The sequence below is a fragment of the Spirillospora sp. NPDC048824 genome (genome assembly GCF_043198455.1).
Lineage (GTDB): Bacteria > Actinomycetota > Actinomycetes > Streptosporangiales > Streptosporangiaceae > Spirillospora.
Genome location: NZ_JBICUS010000001.1, coordinates 725,865 through 742,671, shown reverse-complemented (window position 1 = coordinate 742,671; position 16,807 = coordinate 725,865). Strand labels below are relative to the sequence as shown.

The window sequence follows — 16,807 nt, the reverse complement described above, 5'->3', positions numbered from 1 at the left end:
CCGGACGGGCCACCAGCATCAGCTTTCGTTCCCCGATCGTCTTTATCCCAGTCACCGCGATGCCTCCGATCGGCCGTCGTCCAGGTTGAACGAGCCGGTCGCCCGACCTCAGGCGCCAAGGTCTCTGGCCCTGTTGTCGAGGCGGTGCGCAATCGCATCGAGCCTGTCCTCGGAAACGGCGCCCCCGAAGAGTTCCGCCTCGATCTCGTGACGGCGGGCAATCAATACTCCGGCGTTGGGGACGGCACTTCCAACAGAAACGATGACACACTCACCGTTAGTAAAGACCAGCGCAGCTTCAGGATCCGGGGACTTCGCCAACTCCCGGACAATCTCCCGGTCAACGAGTTTCATGAGCGCCCCCTCGATGTCACCCGTCTATCGACGGGTATCCCTTCCCTCCACACGCAGACATTCCCGAACGGCCGTCTGCCTAAAATTCAAACGCCAAGGGCAGCGGGCCTTCAGTGCGACCACTCCAAGCGGGGGCACGAGGCCGTAATGAATACTATTGCCCTGATGGCTAATGCCAGCGGCCGCATCGGTCACCTGGGGATTCCCGGCGGTGGCCACCGTAGTAACGCGCAGAAACCGCCGGGACCCCCGGTAGGAAACGGTGCTGATGTGCGATTCGGACTCAGTCCTCGCGGCGTCGCTTGGAGCCGGGGACGCCGTACCCGGGCTTGGGCTCGGGAGAACTCTCCTGCTGCTTGCCCTTGTGGATGTCCTCCAGCCGCTCGGCGTGATGGTGCGGCTCATGCTTGGGCCTGGTATGCGGCTGCTTGGACGCACCTGTGGTCACGTGCTCAGCACTCGGCGTCGAGCCGTCGGCCCGTGCCTCGCGAGCCTTCGCCCGCCGCTGAGCGTCGTTCCCCTCCATCTTCTTGCCTGGCATGTGTGCTCACCTCCATTCGTTGGACGCGGCCCAAAACGCCCCCTACCCATGAATCCCCAGGTCTATCGGTGCCCGCAGGCTGTTGGGATGGCGGCGCGACGGCTGTGGACGACCTCGATCTACGACCGGCTTGTGTGTGATCCAGCCCGCCGGGGGTAGGCCGCCGGACGTGTCTCAGGTCGGCCGCCTTGCCCATCGGGTGCCGCCGTGTGGGCTGGTCCTGGCCATCGATACACCGCGCAGGCATCGGACTGGCGCCGGGGAAGGAGGAGTGATCATGGCAGGCGACGGACGCGATGTGATCAAAATTCTTACCCACGAGCATCGTGAGGTCGAGGACATGTTCGATGAACTGTCGGCCGCGACCGAGCCGGCCGAGCGGCGGCGGATCACCGATGACGTCACCATCGAGCTGGTGCGGCATTCGGTCGCCGAGAAGATGTATCTGTATCCGGCGGTGCGCCGGTTCGTGCCCGGCGGCGAGGAGCTGGCCGATAAGGAGATCTCCGACCACGCCGAGGTCGAGCGAATCCTCAAGGAGCTCGAACAGGTCGACACCGAGCACCAGAGCTTCACCACGCTGGTGCGGCGGCTCATCGACGACGTCTCCGCGCATGTCCAGGACGAGGAGGGCAACCTGTTCCCCCGGCTGACCGACAAGGCCACCGGCGATGAGCTGCGGGTGCTCGGAGAGCAGGTGCAGTCCGCCAAGCGCATCGCACCCACCCGGCCACACCCGTCAGCGCCGAACACGCCGCCGCTGAACAAGCTGCTGGCGCCCGGCGCCGGCCTGGTGGATCGCGTCCGCGATCACCTGTCCGGACGCGGACGTGGCTGACGCCGCCGTCCACGACACCGCCGTCCACGACACCGCCTTGCGCGACACCGCCTTGCGCGACACCGCCTTGCGCGACACCGACCCCAACGACCTCACCGCAAGCAGCAGGACTCGGGACGACACCATGACCGCCACGCCCACCGACCAGGTGAACCACACGGCGGCCGCTCCGAGGGCGGAGTGGCCCGCCAACCGGTTCGAGGATGCAGACGCACCTACCCATACGCTGCTGGAGGAACTTCACCGCTTGGGGCCGGACGATCCCCGCCGAGAGCAGCTGCGCACGGAGATCATCACGCTCAACGCCACCTTCGTGCGGGGCATCGCGCGCCGCTATGCCGGCCGCGGCGAACCCTTGGAAGATCTGGAGCAGGTCGCGTTCATGGGGCTGGTCCAAGCCATCAACCGGTTCGACCCGACCCGGGGCATCCGTTTCTGGGGGTATGCCTACTCGGTCGTGCTCGGTGAGGTCCGCCGCCACTTCCGGGACAAAACCTGGGGGGTGCGGGTCCCGCGCCGCCTCCAGGAGTTGCGGCCGCTGCTGCAGCGCGCCATCGCCGCCCTCACCGCCGAACTCGGCCGCTCGCCCACCACCACCGAACTCGCCGACCGGATCGGCATCGACCAGGAAGAGACCGTCGAGGCGCTGCTGGCCGCCGAAGGCTACCGGCCGCTGTCGCTGGACGCACCGGCCGGTGGACCCGCCGACACCGACCCCGGCACGGTCGGTGAACACATGGGCACCGACGACCCAGACCTGGAAGACATCATCGACGAGCACGCACTGCGCCCCCTACTGGCCCGGCTGCCTGAACGCGAACGCACCATCGTGCTGCTGCGGTTCTACGGCAACCAGACCCAGACACAGATCGCCACCCAACTGGGCATCTCCCAGATGCACGTCTCCCGGCTCTTGGCCACCACCCTGCAACAACTCCGCCACGGCCTGCTGGCCGGACCGTGACGCCGGTCCGGGAGTTGGCACAAGGGACCGGACCGGCGGGCGGGCGCCCGGAGACAGACACAGGCAGCACAACCCGGGCTTGTCGTGCGAACCCCCGATCAACCTGTTGACTCCCTGAATTATGTGGTGCGTCCCGTGGTCGTCCGGGGTGATCAGGTTTACGGTGCGGGCATGGGTGATCTTCCTATTCCGTCACCGGAGATGGTGCACGCCGCGCGCGCCCATCTGACCCGCCGCTTCGGGAAGGGAGTCGATGCCCTGTTGTGGCAGGAACACGATCACCCGCTGCCGGACGTGGACGCCGTCGCCAAGACGATCGCCGCGATCCGCGCTGTGCACGCCGACGGGCAGCAACCACCGGACCCCACCGACCTGGGCGCGGCCCTCCTGGTGCTACAGGCCGCGCGACTGGACATGGACCGGCTGGAGGCCGATCTGCTCGCCGCCGTGCACGAGGCCGGTTTGAACTGGGCGCAGATCGCCGCGGTGCTGGAGCTTCCCGACGCTGCGGCAGCCCAGGAGCGGTTCGAGAAACTGCGGCCGCGACTGGATGCGCCGGTCGACCAGGTCGAGCCGCCCAAGCCCGGTGCCGATTCCCCGGCGCCCAGTCAGCCGCAGGACGATACCCCCGACTGATCAGCGATCACGAGGAAACCACGTCCGGTGCTGGGCCAGCCCGACGCAGCTCCGCTCCCTGCGAGGGTGACGGCGGTACTTCGGGCTGAGGCGAACGGGCGGGTTAGACGGGTTGCGGTCTTGTGGTTCTGGTGGGCCGCGAGCGGGCGGCCCTGCTGGTGGCACTGCCGGTTGCCGGGGTGCTTACGGTTGGTCTTGGTCGCCGAGTCAGACCGGATCAGGATCAGGCTCAGGCGCGGCGTCGGAAACAGCAGGTAATGCTGAGCAGATGCGCAGATGGCGGTCCAGTCCGACCCTGTCCAGCAACTCGGCCAGCCAGGCACGCGGACGCAGCAGCACCAGTTACCCGCCGTCGGCGGCGGCGCGTTTCCACAGCCGGACGAAGGCGTTGATCCCCGAGGAGTCACAAAAGTCCACCTGCGACACCTCCAGCGCGACATGCGGCGGTGTGTCCTGCGCGATCAGCACGCCGACCTGGTCGAGCAACGCCGGAGCGGTGGCCCGTCCGCAAGCCGCTATCTCCGCCGGCCGTTCGCGTGCTGTCCGCAGACTCCCACACGCGGTGTCCATCGGCCGCGGTCCGACTGGACCCCTCGCAAGCCCTACTTTGGGGCTGGAATCAACTTCGGGATCAAGACGCCTACACCGAACGCAGCCCGCCACCGCCAGAATCCGATCCTCCTCGCGGGCCAGTGCGACACGACTCGGCACAGTCCCCGAACGCGGCGATGTCCGGCGGGGGGGCACTCACCCTCCCAGGAGTCACCCAATGTGGTGGAGTATTCTCACTTAGTGATGTGTGACGTCGGTGCCCCGGACACCGGCCATGAACGGCGCGAGGCCGCCGAGCTGGCCGCCATCGCCCGCGACATCCTGGCCGCGCTGACCCGTCCGCCCGCCGGGGCCAGTCCCGCCGTCCTGGCCGTTGTATGGCGGCAGGCCGCGCCCGCCTGCCGTCGGCTGGCCCAACGTGAAGTGCTGCGCGACACTCTCGACGCCCCGGGGGCGGCCGACCGCCGCCGGCGACTGGCGGAGATGGCGGTCCGCCTGGCGGTCAACGCCGAATGGGCGGCGGTTGTCTGCGATGGCCACACCACCCCGATCACCTCCCTGCCCTTCGCCGCGGCCCGTGACTGGGCTCGCGCCCGTGACGCGCTGCGCCACACCACCCTGGGCATCCTGCTGCATCTCCCGATCAGCCACGGCATCACGACCTGAACGCCTCTACCCGCGCGGTCATGATCAGGTTTATGGTGCGGGCCATGAACGATCTTCCTGTTTCTCGCCGGAGGCGGTGCAGGCCGCGCGGGCACACCTAGAACCGTTGGGTGGGGCCTACTGGGCAATGTCAGGCGCGTGACGTGGGTCTGCGGTGTCAGCCATATCCGTCCCGTTAGCACCGGTGTTGCGGTTGTCGGGTGTGGCGCCGGGTGAGGGGAGCCGCAGGGCCAGCAGTGCGACGTCGTCGGTGGACTCGGCGGCCATGCTGTCCAGGAGTTGATCGCACAGATTCTCCAGGGGATGGCGGGCCAGTGCGGTGGCGTGCTGGCGCAGCCGGGTCAGGCCTTGGTACAGGGGTTCGCTACGGCGTTCGATGAGCCCGTCGGTGTAGAGCAGGATGGTGCTGCCTGCGGGCAGTGCGCGGGTGGTGCTGACTCGTGGGCCGGCGTCGACGCCGAGGAGGGGACCGAGGGCGTCGTCGAGGTAGGAGGTATCGCCCTCGGGTGTGATCAGGAGCGGTGGAGGGTGGCCGGCAAGTGCCCAGTGCATTTCCCAGGGGCCGCCCTGTGGGCCGCTGATCAGGGCGTATACGCAGGTGGCGGTGATTTCGTCGTACAGAGCGTTGATCGCGGCGTCCAGGCGTCGGAGGATGTGGCCGGGTGGTTCCTGGCGGTCGCAGGCGATTCCGCGCAGCATGTTCCGCAAGTGGCTCATGGTGACGGCAGCACGGAGGTCGTGGCCGGTGACGTCTCCAATGATGAGGGTGGTGTCGCCTTGGGGCAGTAGGAAGCTGTCGTACCAGTCGCCGCCGACCTCGGCGGTGGTCGCTGCGGGGGCGTAGCGGGCGGCGATCTGCAGGTCGCCGGCGTCCGGCAGGTCGGGTAGCAGGGACAGCTGCAGGCGTTCGGCGATCCGCTGGGTCTCGTGGTGCAGGCGGGCGTTGTCGAGCGCCAGCCCGATGCGGTGCGCCAGATCCTCCACTAGCGCGAGGTCTTCCTCGGCCAGGGGCGGGCGATCTGCTGTGCGGACCACGGTCAACGCGCCCAGGACCTGCCAGCGTGTCCGCAGAGGTGCAACGATCATGCTGTCCACGCCGAGCTGGCTGAACAGCTTGAGGTTGTGGGCGTGGAAAGGGTCGGTGGACTGGCCGGGAGTGAGGAGGTCGGCAGCCGACAGCAGCATCGCCCCGGCACCGCTCAGCACCCGCGACAATGGCCCGACCGTGGACTCGGGCAGCGTCGGCAAAGGGCCGAGCAGACCCGCCAGCGGCGCCTCTCGGTCCATGTGGGTAATGCAGACCCGTTCCACGGTTCCGGTCTGATTCACCAGGTCCGCCACGCACCAATCCGCCAGTTGAGGCACCAGGATCCGGCACACTCGCCGAAGCCCCTCCACCGCATCAAGTGTGCCGACCAGCGCAGTGGCCGTATCGTTCAGCAGCGTCAACCGGTCCAGCGCCCGCTGCAACGCCGCATCCACGTCATAGTCATCCATGGACTGATCCCTGCCCGAGGATCTCTTCACACCCTCGGTTTGACACCGCCAGGGACCGCCGCATCATCTGCGCGTGGAAAGGGTGTGGTTGCGAAGTATCGCTTTGGCACGAGCATGTGTTCGCGTTCGGGTAGAGCGGCCAGCCGGGGCCGCAGCGCCTGGCCGTCCCCATGTGTGGTCGCATGCCGATGGCTTTTCGCCGGGGGAGCCGCTCGGGACATCGGCCATCGCCCGGGTAGAGGGCGGCCATGGACATTAACCATCCGCGGGCGCCCGACCGGATAGAGGTGACGTACCGGAACCTTCCGTGCGGGCGGATGCGGGCGCGAACGGTGGGGCAACCGGTGCCCGGCGTGCCGGAGGTCGTCCTGGTTCAGGGGATGGCGGTGTCGGACTACCTCATGCCCGCGCTGGCATGCCTGGGCGAATGGACGCGTGCGCACCTGGTGGACCTCCCCGGCCTGGCCGGCAGCGGCGATCCCCCGCACGAGCTGGACGTTGCGCAGTACGGCACGTCCGTGGCGCAGTGGCTGGACGCCGCCGATCTCGGGCCGGTGATTCTGGCCGGGCACAGCAGCGGGACGCAGGTCGCCGCGCACACCGCCGCGCAACGACCGAACGCGGCGGCCGCGCTTGTGCTGGCCAGCCCGACGGTCGACCCGATCGGGCGGTCGCTGGCGCGGCTGCTGCTGCGGTGGCGGGCGGACGCCCGGCATGAACCCGGCGATCTCAGCCATTCGCACCGGCCGGAATGGCTGCGCGCGGGCCCGCGTAGGCTGCTGCACATCGTCCGGGCCCATCTCGACGATCACCTTGAGGACGTCCTGGCCGAGATGCCCGTCCCGGTGCTCGTCCTACGGGGCCGTGAGGACCGGCTCCTCACCGCTGGGTGGGCGCGTGACCTGGCCCGGACGGCGCCCGACGGAAGATACGTTGAGGTACCCGGAGCGCACACCTTCGTGTGGCCCCACCCCGACGCGTGGTCGGAACCCATCAGGCGGCTGCTCGCATGACCACCGGGGGGCATGAAGTCCCCCGCCGGTGGTAGGGGACGGGGATGCCCTCTCCTGCACGCCAGGTCGCCGAGTTCGACTCGGCCACCGCGATGCTCCGCGTCCTGGCGCGGTGCTTGGACGGCCGCGACGCGCCCCTGCTCGGGATCATGCCCGGCTACCTCCAAGCGCCGATGTCGGCTCTGCTGCGCGCCGCCATCCGGTTACCGAGCCGGGTGACCGAGAAGGCGTACGCGATGTCGGGCTGGGCTGAGGCGCTGTCCCCGGGCCGCACCGGTGACATCCGTTCAGAGGCCCTGGCCGAGTGGATCGTGTCGCATTACCCGCGCCGCCGGTACCCCGCCGTGTTCATCGGCTCCTCCGACGGCGCACTGGTCCACCTCGCCGCCGCCCTGGGCGTCCCATGGCTTCCGCAGACCGTCCTGGTCCCGGTGCGGCGCCGCGGCGGCCACCCCGACGACTCGTGCGCGGGGCTGCGGCTCTCGGAGCCGGCCGGCCACGCCCTTGTCAAAGCCAACCCCGATCTTGTCCTGCACCACATGCACGACGCCAACCAGGACAGGCTCATGATCGCCGGAATGTCCTACTTCCGCGTCAAGTGGCGCCGCCTGCCCGCCGCCTACCGCGGCTTCCTGCGCGACTGCCTTGCCCCCGGCGGGACCATCATCGTCACCGACTGCGGGCTGCGCTGGCCCACAACCCGTATCGGCGAGCGCTATGTCTTCCAGCACGGCGCCTACGGCGGCATCACCGCCGAGGAGTTCCACGAAGGCAGCCCCCGCGTCACCGACTTCCTCGCCCGCAACGGCTCACCACACCGCACCTGGCACGCTCCCGCCCCGGACGGCGACAGCCCCGAAGCCGAATGGGGCTTCGACCCGTCCCTGCTGGCCGACCTGTCGGACTTCCCGGTCCACCGGCTGCGGTTCCCCGCGCCGCAGGCCCTCAGCCCGGCCGTCGCCGACCTGTACCGCGCCTGGTACCGGCAGCGCGGCATCCCCGACACCCGCATGTTCGCGTCGTGCTTCCTGCTCCTGGAGCCGTGGTGGACGCTGCGCACCGGCTCGGTCCCGTACTGGCTGACGTTCAACACCGAACCGGCGCGCCGGAACCTGCTCGAATACCTCGACGGCACCGACCCCTACGACGAGATCCGCATGACCCTGTTCTCCAACGGCGTACCCGCCCTGGGCCAGGCGCCGATCCAGGCCTGGCGCGAGGTCCTCACGCGAGCCCACGCCACCGGTACGTTCACCGGAGTGGACCCCGCCGCCTACCCCAGGGACTTCGCGGCGTTCGCCCGCATGCACCAGTCCCTCGCACGGGTGCGCCCCGTCTACCCCATGCCCGACCCGCTCGATCTCGATTTCGCCCTCGACTTCCTCACGCACCACTCGTAACCCACCCCGCCGTCCGTCAACCCTCCGCCCACGGCCCCACCCGATCACCGTGAACGGCCACCGGCCGTAGAGCCGGCAAGGCGACCCGGCGCCGCCGACTCCGGTATGTTCCGCTCGGCGACCAGCCCGGTCTCCTCTTCGGCACAGTGCAGGAAAGAACTGCTTGCGCGCGAAGCCCGACCTCCCCATGTGGCGGCGGTCAGCAGCGACAAGATGCGGACCAGTTCCCGCTCGTCACAGCCACAAAGAGCAACCACAAAGAAACAAGCCGGGCTGCTGGCTGCGGCCGCGCCCTTTTGACCCACGACAGTTCACCGCCGGTGAACCGGGCGCCATCCCTCCGCACGCGCGTCCGCAGGGAAAAGGCCCAGCCATTCGAAGGGAATTCGCGCCAGACCAGTACAACCGCACTCCCCCCGATACCCGAGCCCCAAAAACGAATGCCTACAAGTGCCTGGTTTGGGCATCAGCACCGTGGAGAACCGGCCGACTCCTCACACAGGCGGAACCCGTGCCGGTGCACTTCCACGAAGCCGAAGGAGGGCACGATGAACGAGGCAACCGGGCCGCTGGCCCTGGTCACCGGTGCGTCCAGCGGGATCGGCCGCGAGCTGGCGGCGGAGTTCGCCCGGCACGGCTTCCACGTGATCATGGCGGCCGAGAACGAAGAGATCGCGACCGCCGCGCGGGAGGTCGGCGAGCACGCCGAGGGCGGCACCACGCCGGTCCGGGTTGACCTGGCCCACCACGAGGGCGTCGAGGAGCTGTACACGGCGGTGGTGGCCACTGGACGGCCGCTGGACGCCGCGGCGATCAACGCCGGCGTCGGCGTCGGCGGTGACTTCGCCCGCCACAACGACCTGGCCGACGAGCTCAACCTCATCGACCTCAACGTCCGGTCCTCGGTGCACCTGGCCAAGCTCGTCCTGGAAGAGATGGTCCACCGAGGCCAGGGACGGCTGCTGTTCACCTCCTCGATCGCCGCCACCACGCCCGGCCCGTACCAGGCGACCTACGCGGCATCCAAGGCCTTCCTGTACTCCTTCGCCGAAGCGCTGCGCCACGAACTGAGCGACACCGGCGTGACCGTCACCGCCGCCCTACCAGGCCCCACCGACACCGCCTTCTTCGAACGGGCGGGCGTGCTGGACACCAAGCTCGGCCAGATGCCCAAGAGCGATCCCGCGGACGTCGCACGCGAGAGCTACCAAGCCCTCATGGCGGGCAAGGATCACGTCATCACCGGCTCGACGAAGAACAAGGCACAGGTGGCGGCGGCCAAGGGCATGCCGGAAACGGCAAAGGCCAAGATGCACGCCAGGGTCTCCGAGCCTGGCTCAGGCAACGCCTGAACCTCATTCGGTCCACAGACCATCTTACATGCACACCAACGACCAATCCTGCATATCGGTACACTGCCCAATCAATATAGGATTGATAATGGCGGGTAACCCCATAATTCATTGATGTTCCGAAGTGCCTTGTCGGAGCGGAAGCCGTGAATCCCGTGACGGGCAGCACTTCCGGAAAAGTGCCAAGACCTGCGATGGACAGATGCGTTCCAGGGCCGGATCTTCCCCGTCGCGGCCGGGCTTGCCTGCCCGAGCGATTACTCGGCTCGGTGCCGGGTAGCGGCACCTGTTGCCGGGGCTGATCTTGGCTCCGCCGCACGTGCGCTTGGAAAGGGAGAGATCATGGCCGCCACTACCGACCGCACCGGCACCAACGCCGGACCGGCCAGTCTCCAGTTGCCGGGGATCGTGCTAGGGGTCGGTCTCGGCGGCTTCGTCGACGGAATCCTGCTGCATCAACTCCTGCAGTGGCATCACATGCTCACCAGCACCAACACCGACAACATCGGCGTGAAGTACTACAACCCCCACACCGTCTCCGGACTGGAGATGAACACGGTATGGGACGGGCTGTTCCACGTGGTGTGCTGGCTGGCGGTGCTGACCGGCCTGGCCATCCTGTACTCGCGGGTGACCCACCGGCGCCGCCGAGTCTGGACCTCCCAGGTCCTGTGGGGATGGGTACTGGCCGGCTGGGGCCTGTTCAACCTCGTCGAAGGCATCATCGACCACCACATCCTTGGCATCCACCACGTGCATGGCGGCCCCCACCAGATCTGGTGGGACATCGGCTTCCTCCTGCTGGGCGCGGTCCTGGTGGCCGTCGGATGGCTGGTGCAGCGCACCGGGACGCCGTTCGACCCCGACCCCCCTGACACCGCCACCCGCCCACAGAGCGTGTGATGCACGATCACCCGCCACCCGCTCACCGGATGCCCGCACACAACGGCGGGGGGTGGGACACCGTACTCGCGGTGACCGGCGTGGTCGCTCTCGCGGTCGTCTACCTGCTGCTGGCACACCGCGGAACCGACCGGGCGGCCCGGCCCAGGGACCGGTGGCGCACGGCGATGTTCCTGACCGGATGCACCCTGCTGGCGGCGGCGCTGCTACCGCCGATCGCGCCATTCGCACACCACGACTTCTGCGGCCACATGCTCCAGCACATGCTTCTGGGAATGTACGCACCGCTGGCCCTCGTCCTGGGCGCCCCGATCACCGTGCTACTGCGCGCACTGCCGACCCAGCGGGCCCGGAACCTGACCGGCGTGCTGCGCAGCAGGCCGATGGCAGTGCTAGCCCACCCGATCACCGCACTGACGCTGAGCACCGGCAGCCTGGCCGTGCTGTACTTCACCCCGCTGTACGACGCCACGACCACCCGGCCAGCCCTGCACTGGCTGCTGCACGCGCACTTCGTGCTCTCCGGATGCCTGTTCGCCTGGGTCATCGCCGGACCCGACCCCGCACCATCGCGTCCCGGTGTCAAAGCACGGCTGCTCGTCCTCGGCGCGGCCATCGCCTTGCACGCCGCCATCGCCCAGCTGATGTATGGCGGGTTCTTCACCGACGTACACGCACCTATCGCCCAGGTCCGCGGCGGCGCGGAGATCATGTACTACGGCGGCGACATCGCCGAACTCCTGCTCGCCGCCGCCCTCGTCGCCAGCTGGCGCCCCGGCCGCCGCAACACTGCCAGTCGACCGCGCCCACAGCGCGCCCCCGGCGCCACTGCTCGATAACCCGCGATCGGAACATATCGACATCGCGGAACAGAACGCTACGCAACGCTGCCGTGCTCGGAGCCTGGTCGCGGTCCTCCAAGCTAGCGCCCTGACGCTGCAGTGGCCGATAGGCGGCGTGAGGCGTTATGAGCGAAGGGGCGATGGGTACCGCGGTGCTAGAAGGGGGTCGGGGGCGATGCCAGTGCCCGGCCCGCCCCGGTGGGCGTTGTTGCCGTGCGTTCTGGTTCCCCTATCTCTTGGTCGGGCCAGCTGCCCTAGCGGTGCCCGCCATGCTCCCTTGGTGCCCGTGCGTAGGCGCCGCAAGGTTTGGAGCAGGAGCCGGGAGACGTGCATCGGTGCGAATCGGGGGACTGTAGGCGTCGAAGACCTCGTCGGGGGTCGCGGGCAGATCGCAGGTTCGGTCAGATGATGGCCTGCGCTTGGCCAGTGTCGACTGGAGTCTTCGCCAGTGCCGACTGGGCTCGGACAGCTGGGGCATTCGTGAGGCCGTGACCTGGCGCCGTCCACGAGCAGCCGGCCGGAGTAGCTGATCAGCGGCCTTAGCAAGGCGCGCAAGGAATACCGCCGTTCGGGTCCGTTTCATACCGGTATGCCAAAGTGGGCGGGGGGCGAGCGTTGTCCCGGGTGGAGGTTGGGAGGGATTTCTCAACTCTGTTGTGGGCCGTGGCTGGTCCACAGCACTGTGGCCATTAGTTCGTCCAGTTCGGCCGGGTCGGTGGGCGCCGGATGGGGTTGATCCAGCAGGGCGGTCAGGCGGGCGACGTCGGGGTCGCGGGTGTTGGCCTTCAGCCAGCCGGCGCAGTCGGCCACCGCCGCCAGCAGCCGCTGCAGTGTCGGCGGTCCGATCCGGTCGGCTTGCCCGGGTCAGGTGGGTCAGCTGGTCTGGCGGCCGTCGACGACCAGGGCGGTGTCGGTGGTGAACGCGGCGTCTTGGGAGCACAGCCACAGCACTCCGGAGGCGATCTCCTCGGGGGTGCCGAGGCGGCCGATGGGTTCGTCGGCGATGAGTCCTTCGCGGCCGCCGGGGCGGGTGGCGCCGAGGTGACACCGGTCGGCTCGATGTGCCTATGGGTTTCCTACAGGATCGAGGCGGCCGGTTGCTCCGGCCTGTTTGACCAGGCGTCCCCAACCTTCGCGGCGCCCGAAACGCTCCGCGATCGTCTTTGGGTGTAGCTCTTGCTGAGTGAGTGTCTGACCTGGGTGTTTGTGGTTGCGGCTGGTTGATCGTGTGTTCGCCTTTTACCGTGGGTGCAGGCGTGGTGAGGCGGTGCGGCGATGGGTTCGTTGCTGGATGAGCTGGCGCGGCGTGAGGCCGGGGTCCGGCAGCGGATCGAGGAGCTCCGTGAGGAGATCGCCGGGTTGGAGTCACGGCTGGAGGCCGAGGAAGACCGATTGTCGCGGCTGGTGATCACGCGGGAGACGGTGGAGGAGATCCTGGGCGGGGCCGCGCCGGTGGCGGTGGCCGCGGGTGAGGAGGGCGAGGCCGTCGAGCCGGTCGAGCCGGTGGACGCGGCGTCGTTGGTGCGTGGTGTGGTGACGGTGCCGCCGTGGCGGCCGGGCATGTCGGTTCGGGTGTTGCCGCAGGCGTACCGGGATGCGGTGGAGATCATGGCCGATGCCGGCGGGGCGATGCGGGCCGGGCAGATCCTGGTGGCGATGGGACTGGCGGACGGTGCGGCCAAGCGGGAGGGGCTGCGGTCCAAGCTCAAGCGGCTGGTCGAGCGGGGATGGGCGGCCGAGGACGGTCCGGGGCTGTTCACGGTGACCGCACCGGTGGCCGGTGATCTGGCCGATGGGACCGGTCGAGGGGCCGGTGGCGGCATCGCCTCCTGACCGGGCGGGTGATTGCGGCGGGCTCTTCTCCCGGTCAGGTTCGAAGGTGCCAACCCTTTGACCGTTCCGCGCCGGGAAGAAGAGCCCTGTGATGGCACCGTACGACACGGCCGTCACCGCTGACTGCTTTGCGCAGCCGCGGAACACCTTCAACTGTCTGATCGGACAGCTCACCGATCCGGCGGCCGGGAAGCTCACGCATGACCACCTGGAGGAACTGCTGGTGGAGCAGGGCCGTGAACTGCAACGGCAACTACTGCAGGCGCACCTTGACCTACGGGCGCAGCGCGAGCGGCAGGCGGTGTCGCACGCTCGCGCAGACGGGGCGGGCGTGGTCGGTGCCGACGGCGTGATGCGGCGCCGGATGGAGCCGGGGCATCACCGGCTGCTGGCCACCGTGTTCGGGACGGTGACCGTCACCCGGTGCGCCTGGCGCGCCCCCGGCACCGCCAACCTGTATCCGGCTGACGCGGCACTGTCGCTGCCCGGCCGGCGGCACTCGGCCGGGCTGGCCCGCCTGGCCGTGGCCGAGGCGGTCCGCGGCTCCTACGACACCGCCCACACCACGATCACCGCCCGCTGCGGGCCGGTGATCGGCAAACGGCAGATCGAGGACCTGATCGTCGCCTGTGCCCAGGACATCGACGCGTTCTACGATCAGCAGACCCCGGTGCCGCGCACCCGCGGGGACCTGCTGGTGCTCAGCTTGGACGGCAAGGGCATCGCGATGCGCCCCGACGCGCTGCGCCCGGCCACGCGCAAGGCCGCCGCCCGCACCAAACGGGCGTTCCGGACCCGGCTGGCCGGAGGAGAGAAATCGGCGCGCAAGCGGATGGCCACGCTGGGGGTGGTCTACGACGCCGAGCCCGCACCCCGCCGCCCACACGACGTGATCGCCGTCCCCGGTGGGCGGCACGGAACCCGCCCGCCCCGGCCGGGACCATCCGCCGAACGCAAGTGGATGTGCGGTTCGGTGGCCGACGACCCCGACACCGTGATCGGCAAGGTCTTCGACCACGCCCAAGCCCGCGACCCCGCCGGCGCCCGGCCCTGGGTCGTCATGGTCGACGGCGCCCGCCACCAACTCGACCTCATCAACGCCCAGGCCGCCCGCCGCGGCATCACCATCCACATCATGATCGACTTCGTGCACGTCCTGGAACGGTTGTGGACGGCCGCCTGGAGCGTGCACGCCCCCGCCGACCCCGCCGCCGAGGACCGCGTCGCCACCTGGGCGCTCGCGCTCCTGGCCGGGCGGACCCACCAGGTCATCACCGACCTGGAACACCACGCCGACACCCTGCCCGGCCACCGGCGCAACGGCATCGACACCACCATCGGCTACCTGGCCAACAACGCCGACCACCTCCGCTACGACCACGCCCTCGCCAACGGGTGGCCCATCGCCACCGGCGTGATCGAAGGAGCCTGCCGCCACCTGATCGCCGACAGATTCAACCTCGCAGGAGCACGATGGGGCCTGCCCGGAGCCGAAGCGATACTCAAACTACGAGCCCTGAACACCAACCAGGACCTTGACCACTACTGGGCCTATCACCTACGCCGCGAACACGAACGCACCCACGACCAGCACGAATACACACTCACCGCCTGACCGACACGCTCACTCAAAAAGAGCTACACCCATCGTCTTTCCCGAGGGAAGGTCACCCGCCGCTGTGCGGTTGGCCAGCGCCCACTGCCATGCCTGGCGTTGCAGCCCCGAGACCGGCCGGCCGTGTCGCGGATGAGCCCGTGTCGCTTCTCCGGAATCCTCACCCGCTGCGACCTCGTCTGCGTTCCGTGTGAGGTTCGCAGCGCTGCTCGTCTGAGCGTCGTAGAAGTCATCCGGCGGATTCGATTGGTCCGTATGAGCTTCGTATGAAGCAACCTCTTCCTTCGTCAGGTTCGTATGAGGGCCCATATGAGTCCCATATGAGGCATCCAACTTCTCTTCCGCTTGCCGTGGGGACTCGTATGAGGCGGCCAGGACCTTCCGCTGCGAACCGTTCCTGTGCGAACCGTTCCGGACCTGGCGCATCAAGAGCTCATACGCTCCGATCAGAGCGCAACTCGGCCAGGCGGCAATCAGCCGCCCGACCACAGAAGGCTCGGCGACAGCGACGTTGGCCGCCAGGCTCGCGGCGCTGCCCAGCACCACCAGCGTCCACGGCAACAGCCCACTGCGGCGGCCCTGCCGCGAATCGACCAGCAGCGACATCGAGGCCACCACGATCATCCCGTCCACACTGACCGGCAGCAGCGCCGCCGTCCAGGAGGTCTCCCCGTACTGCAGCACAAGCTGATACATGTGCTTATAGGAGATCACCGCAGCGATACCGGCCAGCACGATGACACTGACCGTGGAGGCTGACCGGATCACCTGATCTGCAGGGGAAGTCTTTGCGCTCCCGCCATGACCGCTCAGCCCTCCGGCTCTTCGACCAGGGCGGAAAAATCGAGAGGGACGTAGCCGAGTGGTAGAACAATGGTGGGAAATTGGTTCGACTCCGGCCCCGGACACAATCCGCCTGTTGTGCAGGCTTCAGTCCCCTCACGAGACAGTGACCGGTGTTCACCCCCACCGCACGCTCCGGGCGGCCGAGCGCGGGGCATGCCACGGCCCAAGCAGCGCTGCCCCTACCCGGGTCCGACTCGTGATGGGGCCGCCTTGCACCACGGCCGACGGTCCGGACGGTGTACCACAACGACCCGTACAAGGATTCGGGCGGAATTCACAAAAGAGAGACCCGTGATAAAGATCGAACCCGCCAAGGTCCGCGGCGCCATCATCGGCGGTATCTACGCAGCCTGCCTGGTCGGCGTACCCACGTCCTGGTGGCTTCACCTCACCGGCGCGGATCATGCAGGCACGTTCCTCAAAGCCGTCGTGGTCTGCGCAGTCTTCGGCGCGATCAGCGGACGCGGCGCCGGCGCGCGGCCTCCGTTGCTGGGGCTCCGCGAACTGATCAAGTTCAGCATCGACATCGGTGTCGTGAACTATGCCGCGACCTTCGGGCTGCTGCTACTGGCGGCGACCCCGCTGACCGACGCGCTCGTCCTCAGCTTCAGTAGCGCCGCCTCCGTGGTCATCGGTTTCACCGCCGACCACTGGTCTCGGCGCCGGTTACCTCGCTGCACCGCCCGTCAGGGGCGGCCAGCACCGACCTGCGGGGGTCTCGGCGACAACGTCGAGGCCCCCGACCCTTTAGTAGCGCCGAGCCGCCCGGCAAGACCTGCCTGCTTGACCAAGCGCCCCCAACGTTCGCTTCGCGAAAACTGACGTGCGATCACCTTCCCAGGCGGAAGGTCTCCTTCCGTCGTCCGATTGGCCATTGCCCAAAGCCACGCGCGCTGTTGAAGATCAAGATTTTCCCTATCGCGGGTGCGTTGCGTCGACTGCCTTGCCTGTGCGC

Annotated in this window: 19 protein-coding genes; 12 read left to right on the top strand and 7 right to left on the bottom strand. The window is 68.5% G+C overall.

Going from position 1 to position 16,807, the window contains the following annotated elements; translation table 11 throughout:
• Positions 1-108: 108 nt before the first annotated feature.
• Positions 109-354: a hypothetical protein gene (locus tag ACGFIS_RS03435; protein ID WP_392912607.1), complete on the bottom strand. Its 246-nt coding sequence runs from the start codon at positions 352-354 to the stop codon at positions 109-111.
• A gap of 283 nt (positions 355-637) precedes the next feature.
• A complete protein-coding gene (locus ACGFIS_RS03430; RefSeq protein ID WP_392912605.1) occupies positions 638-895 on the bottom strand; it encodes a hypothetical protein in 258 nt (85 codons plus the stop codon).
• 277 nt (positions 896-1,172) lie between these two features.
• Between ACGFIS_RS03430 and ACGFIS_RS03425 the strand changes: the two genes are divergently transcribed.
• From ACGFIS_RS03425 to ACGFIS_RS03415, 3 genes are all read left to right on the top strand, one after another.
• Complete coding sequence (locus tag ACGFIS_RS03425; protein WP_392912603.1) at positions 1,173-1,733, top strand: hemerythrin domain-containing protein; 561 nt, start codon at positions 1,173-1,175, stop codon at positions 1,731-1,733.
• A complete protein-coding gene (locus ACGFIS_RS03420) occupies positions 1,726-2,697 on the top strand; it encodes a SigB/SigF/SigG family RNA polymerase sigma factor (RefSeq protein WP_392969282.1) in 972 nt (323 codons plus the stop codon). Before ACGFIS_RS03425 ends, ACGFIS_RS03420 begins: the two co-directional genes overlap by 8 nt.
• Before the next feature lie 171 nt (positions 2,698-2,868).
• Positions 2,869-3,333, top strand: a complete 465-nt coding sequence (locus ACGFIS_RS03415) for a hypothetical protein (protein WP_392912599.1) — start codon at positions 2,869-2,871, stop codon at positions 3,331-3,333.
• A 342-nt stretch (positions 3,334-3,675) separates the two neighbouring features.
• Here the strand turns inward: ACGFIS_RS03415 and ACGFIS_RS03410 are convergent, their stop codons facing one another.
• The gene (locus ACGFIS_RS03410; protein ID WP_392912597.1) at positions 3,676-3,903 is read right to left on the bottom strand and encodes an STAS domain-containing protein; all 228 of its coding nucleotides are present in this window, start codon (positions 3,901-3,903) and stop codon (positions 3,676-3,678) included.
• Positions 3,904-4,128: 225 nt separating this feature from the next.
• Here ACGFIS_RS03410 and ACGFIS_RS03405 point away from each other — a divergent pair, with 225 nt between their 5' ends.
• A complete protein-coding gene (locus ACGFIS_RS03405) occupies positions 4,129-4,551 on the top strand; it encodes a hypothetical protein (RefSeq protein WP_392912595.1) in 423 nt (140 codons plus the stop codon).
• Between the two features lie 117 nt (positions 4,552-4,668).
• On the opposite strand, the gene ACGFIS_RS03400 is transcribed toward ACGFIS_RS03405, so the two are convergent.
• On the bottom strand, positions 4,669-6,048 hold the full coding sequence (locus ACGFIS_RS03400) for a PP2C family protein-serine/threonine phosphatase (RefSeq protein WP_392912593.1): 1,380 nt from the start codon (positions 6,046-6,048) through the stop codon (positions 4,669-4,671).
• Between the two features lie 344 nt (positions 6,049-6,392).
• Here ACGFIS_RS03400 and ACGFIS_RS03395 point away from each other — a divergent pair, with 344 nt between their 5' ends.
• The 5 genes from ACGFIS_RS03395 to ACGFIS_RS03375 all read left to right on the top strand — a co-directional run bounded on the left by ACGFIS_RS03395 (position 6,393) and on the right by ACGFIS_RS03375 (position 11,555).
• A complete protein-coding gene (locus tag ACGFIS_RS03395) occupies positions 6,393-7,061 on the top strand; it encodes an alpha/beta fold hydrolase (RefSeq protein WP_392912591.1) in 669 nt (222 codons plus the stop codon).
• Between the two features lie 44 nt (positions 7,062-7,105).
• Entirely contained in the window at positions 7,106-8,461 is a 1,356-nt protein-coding gene (locus tag ACGFIS_RS03390) for a hypothetical protein (RefSeq protein ID WP_392969279.1), read from the top strand.
• 548 nt (positions 8,462-9,009) lie between these two features.
• Positions 9,010-9,813, top strand: a complete 804-nt coding sequence (locus ACGFIS_RS03385) for an SDR family NAD(P)-dependent oxidoreductase (protein ID WP_392912587.1) — start codon at positions 9,010-9,012, stop codon at positions 9,811-9,813.
• Between the two features lie 342 nt (positions 9,814-10,155).
• On the top strand, positions 10,156-10,716 hold the full coding sequence (locus tag ACGFIS_RS03380) for a DUF2243 domain-containing protein (RefSeq protein ID WP_392912585.1): 561 nt from the start codon (positions 10,156-10,158) through the stop codon (positions 10,714-10,716).
• A gap of 71 nt (positions 10,717-10,787) precedes the next feature.
• Complete coding sequence (locus tag ACGFIS_RS03375) at positions 10,788-11,555, top strand: cytochrome c oxidase assembly protein (RefSeq protein ID WP_392912583.1); 768 nt, start codon at positions 10,788-10,790, stop codon at positions 11,553-11,555.
• A 648-nt stretch (positions 11,556-12,203) separates the two neighbouring features.
• Here the strand turns inward: ACGFIS_RS03375 and ACGFIS_RS03370 are convergent.
• On the bottom strand, positions 12,204-12,368 hold the full coding sequence (locus tag ACGFIS_RS03370; RefSeq protein ID WP_392912578.1) for a hypothetical protein: 165 nt from the start codon (positions 12,366-12,368) through the stop codon (positions 12,204-12,206).
• Positions 12,369-12,431: 63 nt separating this feature from the next.
• Positions 12,432-12,563, bottom strand: coding sequence for an SDR family oxidoreductase (locus tag ACGFIS_RS03365; RefSeq protein WP_392912655.1), 132 nt, complete (start codon positions 12,561-12,563; stop codon positions 12,432-12,434).
• Positions 12,564-12,833: 270 nt separating this feature from the next.
• Between ACGFIS_RS03365 and ACGFIS_RS03360 the strand changes: the two genes are divergently transcribed.
• Entirely contained in the window at positions 12,834-13,391 is a 558-nt protein-coding gene (locus ACGFIS_RS03360; protein WP_392969276.1) for a hypothetical protein, read from the top strand.
• 91 nt (positions 13,392-13,482) lie between these two features.
• A complete protein-coding gene (locus ACGFIS_RS03355) occupies positions 13,483-15,006 on the top strand; it encodes an ISKra4 family transposase (RefSeq protein ID WP_392969273.1) in 1,524 nt (507 codons plus the stop codon).
• 9 nt (positions 15,007-15,015) lie between these two features.
• Here the strand turns inward: ACGFIS_RS03355 and ACGFIS_RS03350 are convergent, their stop codons facing one another.
• Positions 15,016-15,741 (bottom strand): DUF2637 domain-containing protein, encoded by a 726-nt coding sequence (locus ACGFIS_RS03350; protein WP_392969271.1) that lies wholly within the window; start codon positions 15,739-15,741, stop codon positions 15,016-15,018.
• 402 nt (positions 15,742-16,143) lie between these two features.
• Between ACGFIS_RS03350 and ACGFIS_RS03345 the strand changes: the two genes are divergently transcribed.
• Positions 16,144-16,674 carry a hypothetical protein gene (locus ACGFIS_RS03345; RefSeq protein ID WP_392912659.1) on the top strand — a complete coding sequence of 177 codons (531 nt, stop codon included), beginning with the start codon at positions 16,144-16,146 and terminating at the stop codon, positions 16,672-16,674.
• The last annotated feature ends 133 nt before the right edge of the window (positions 16,675-16,807 follow it).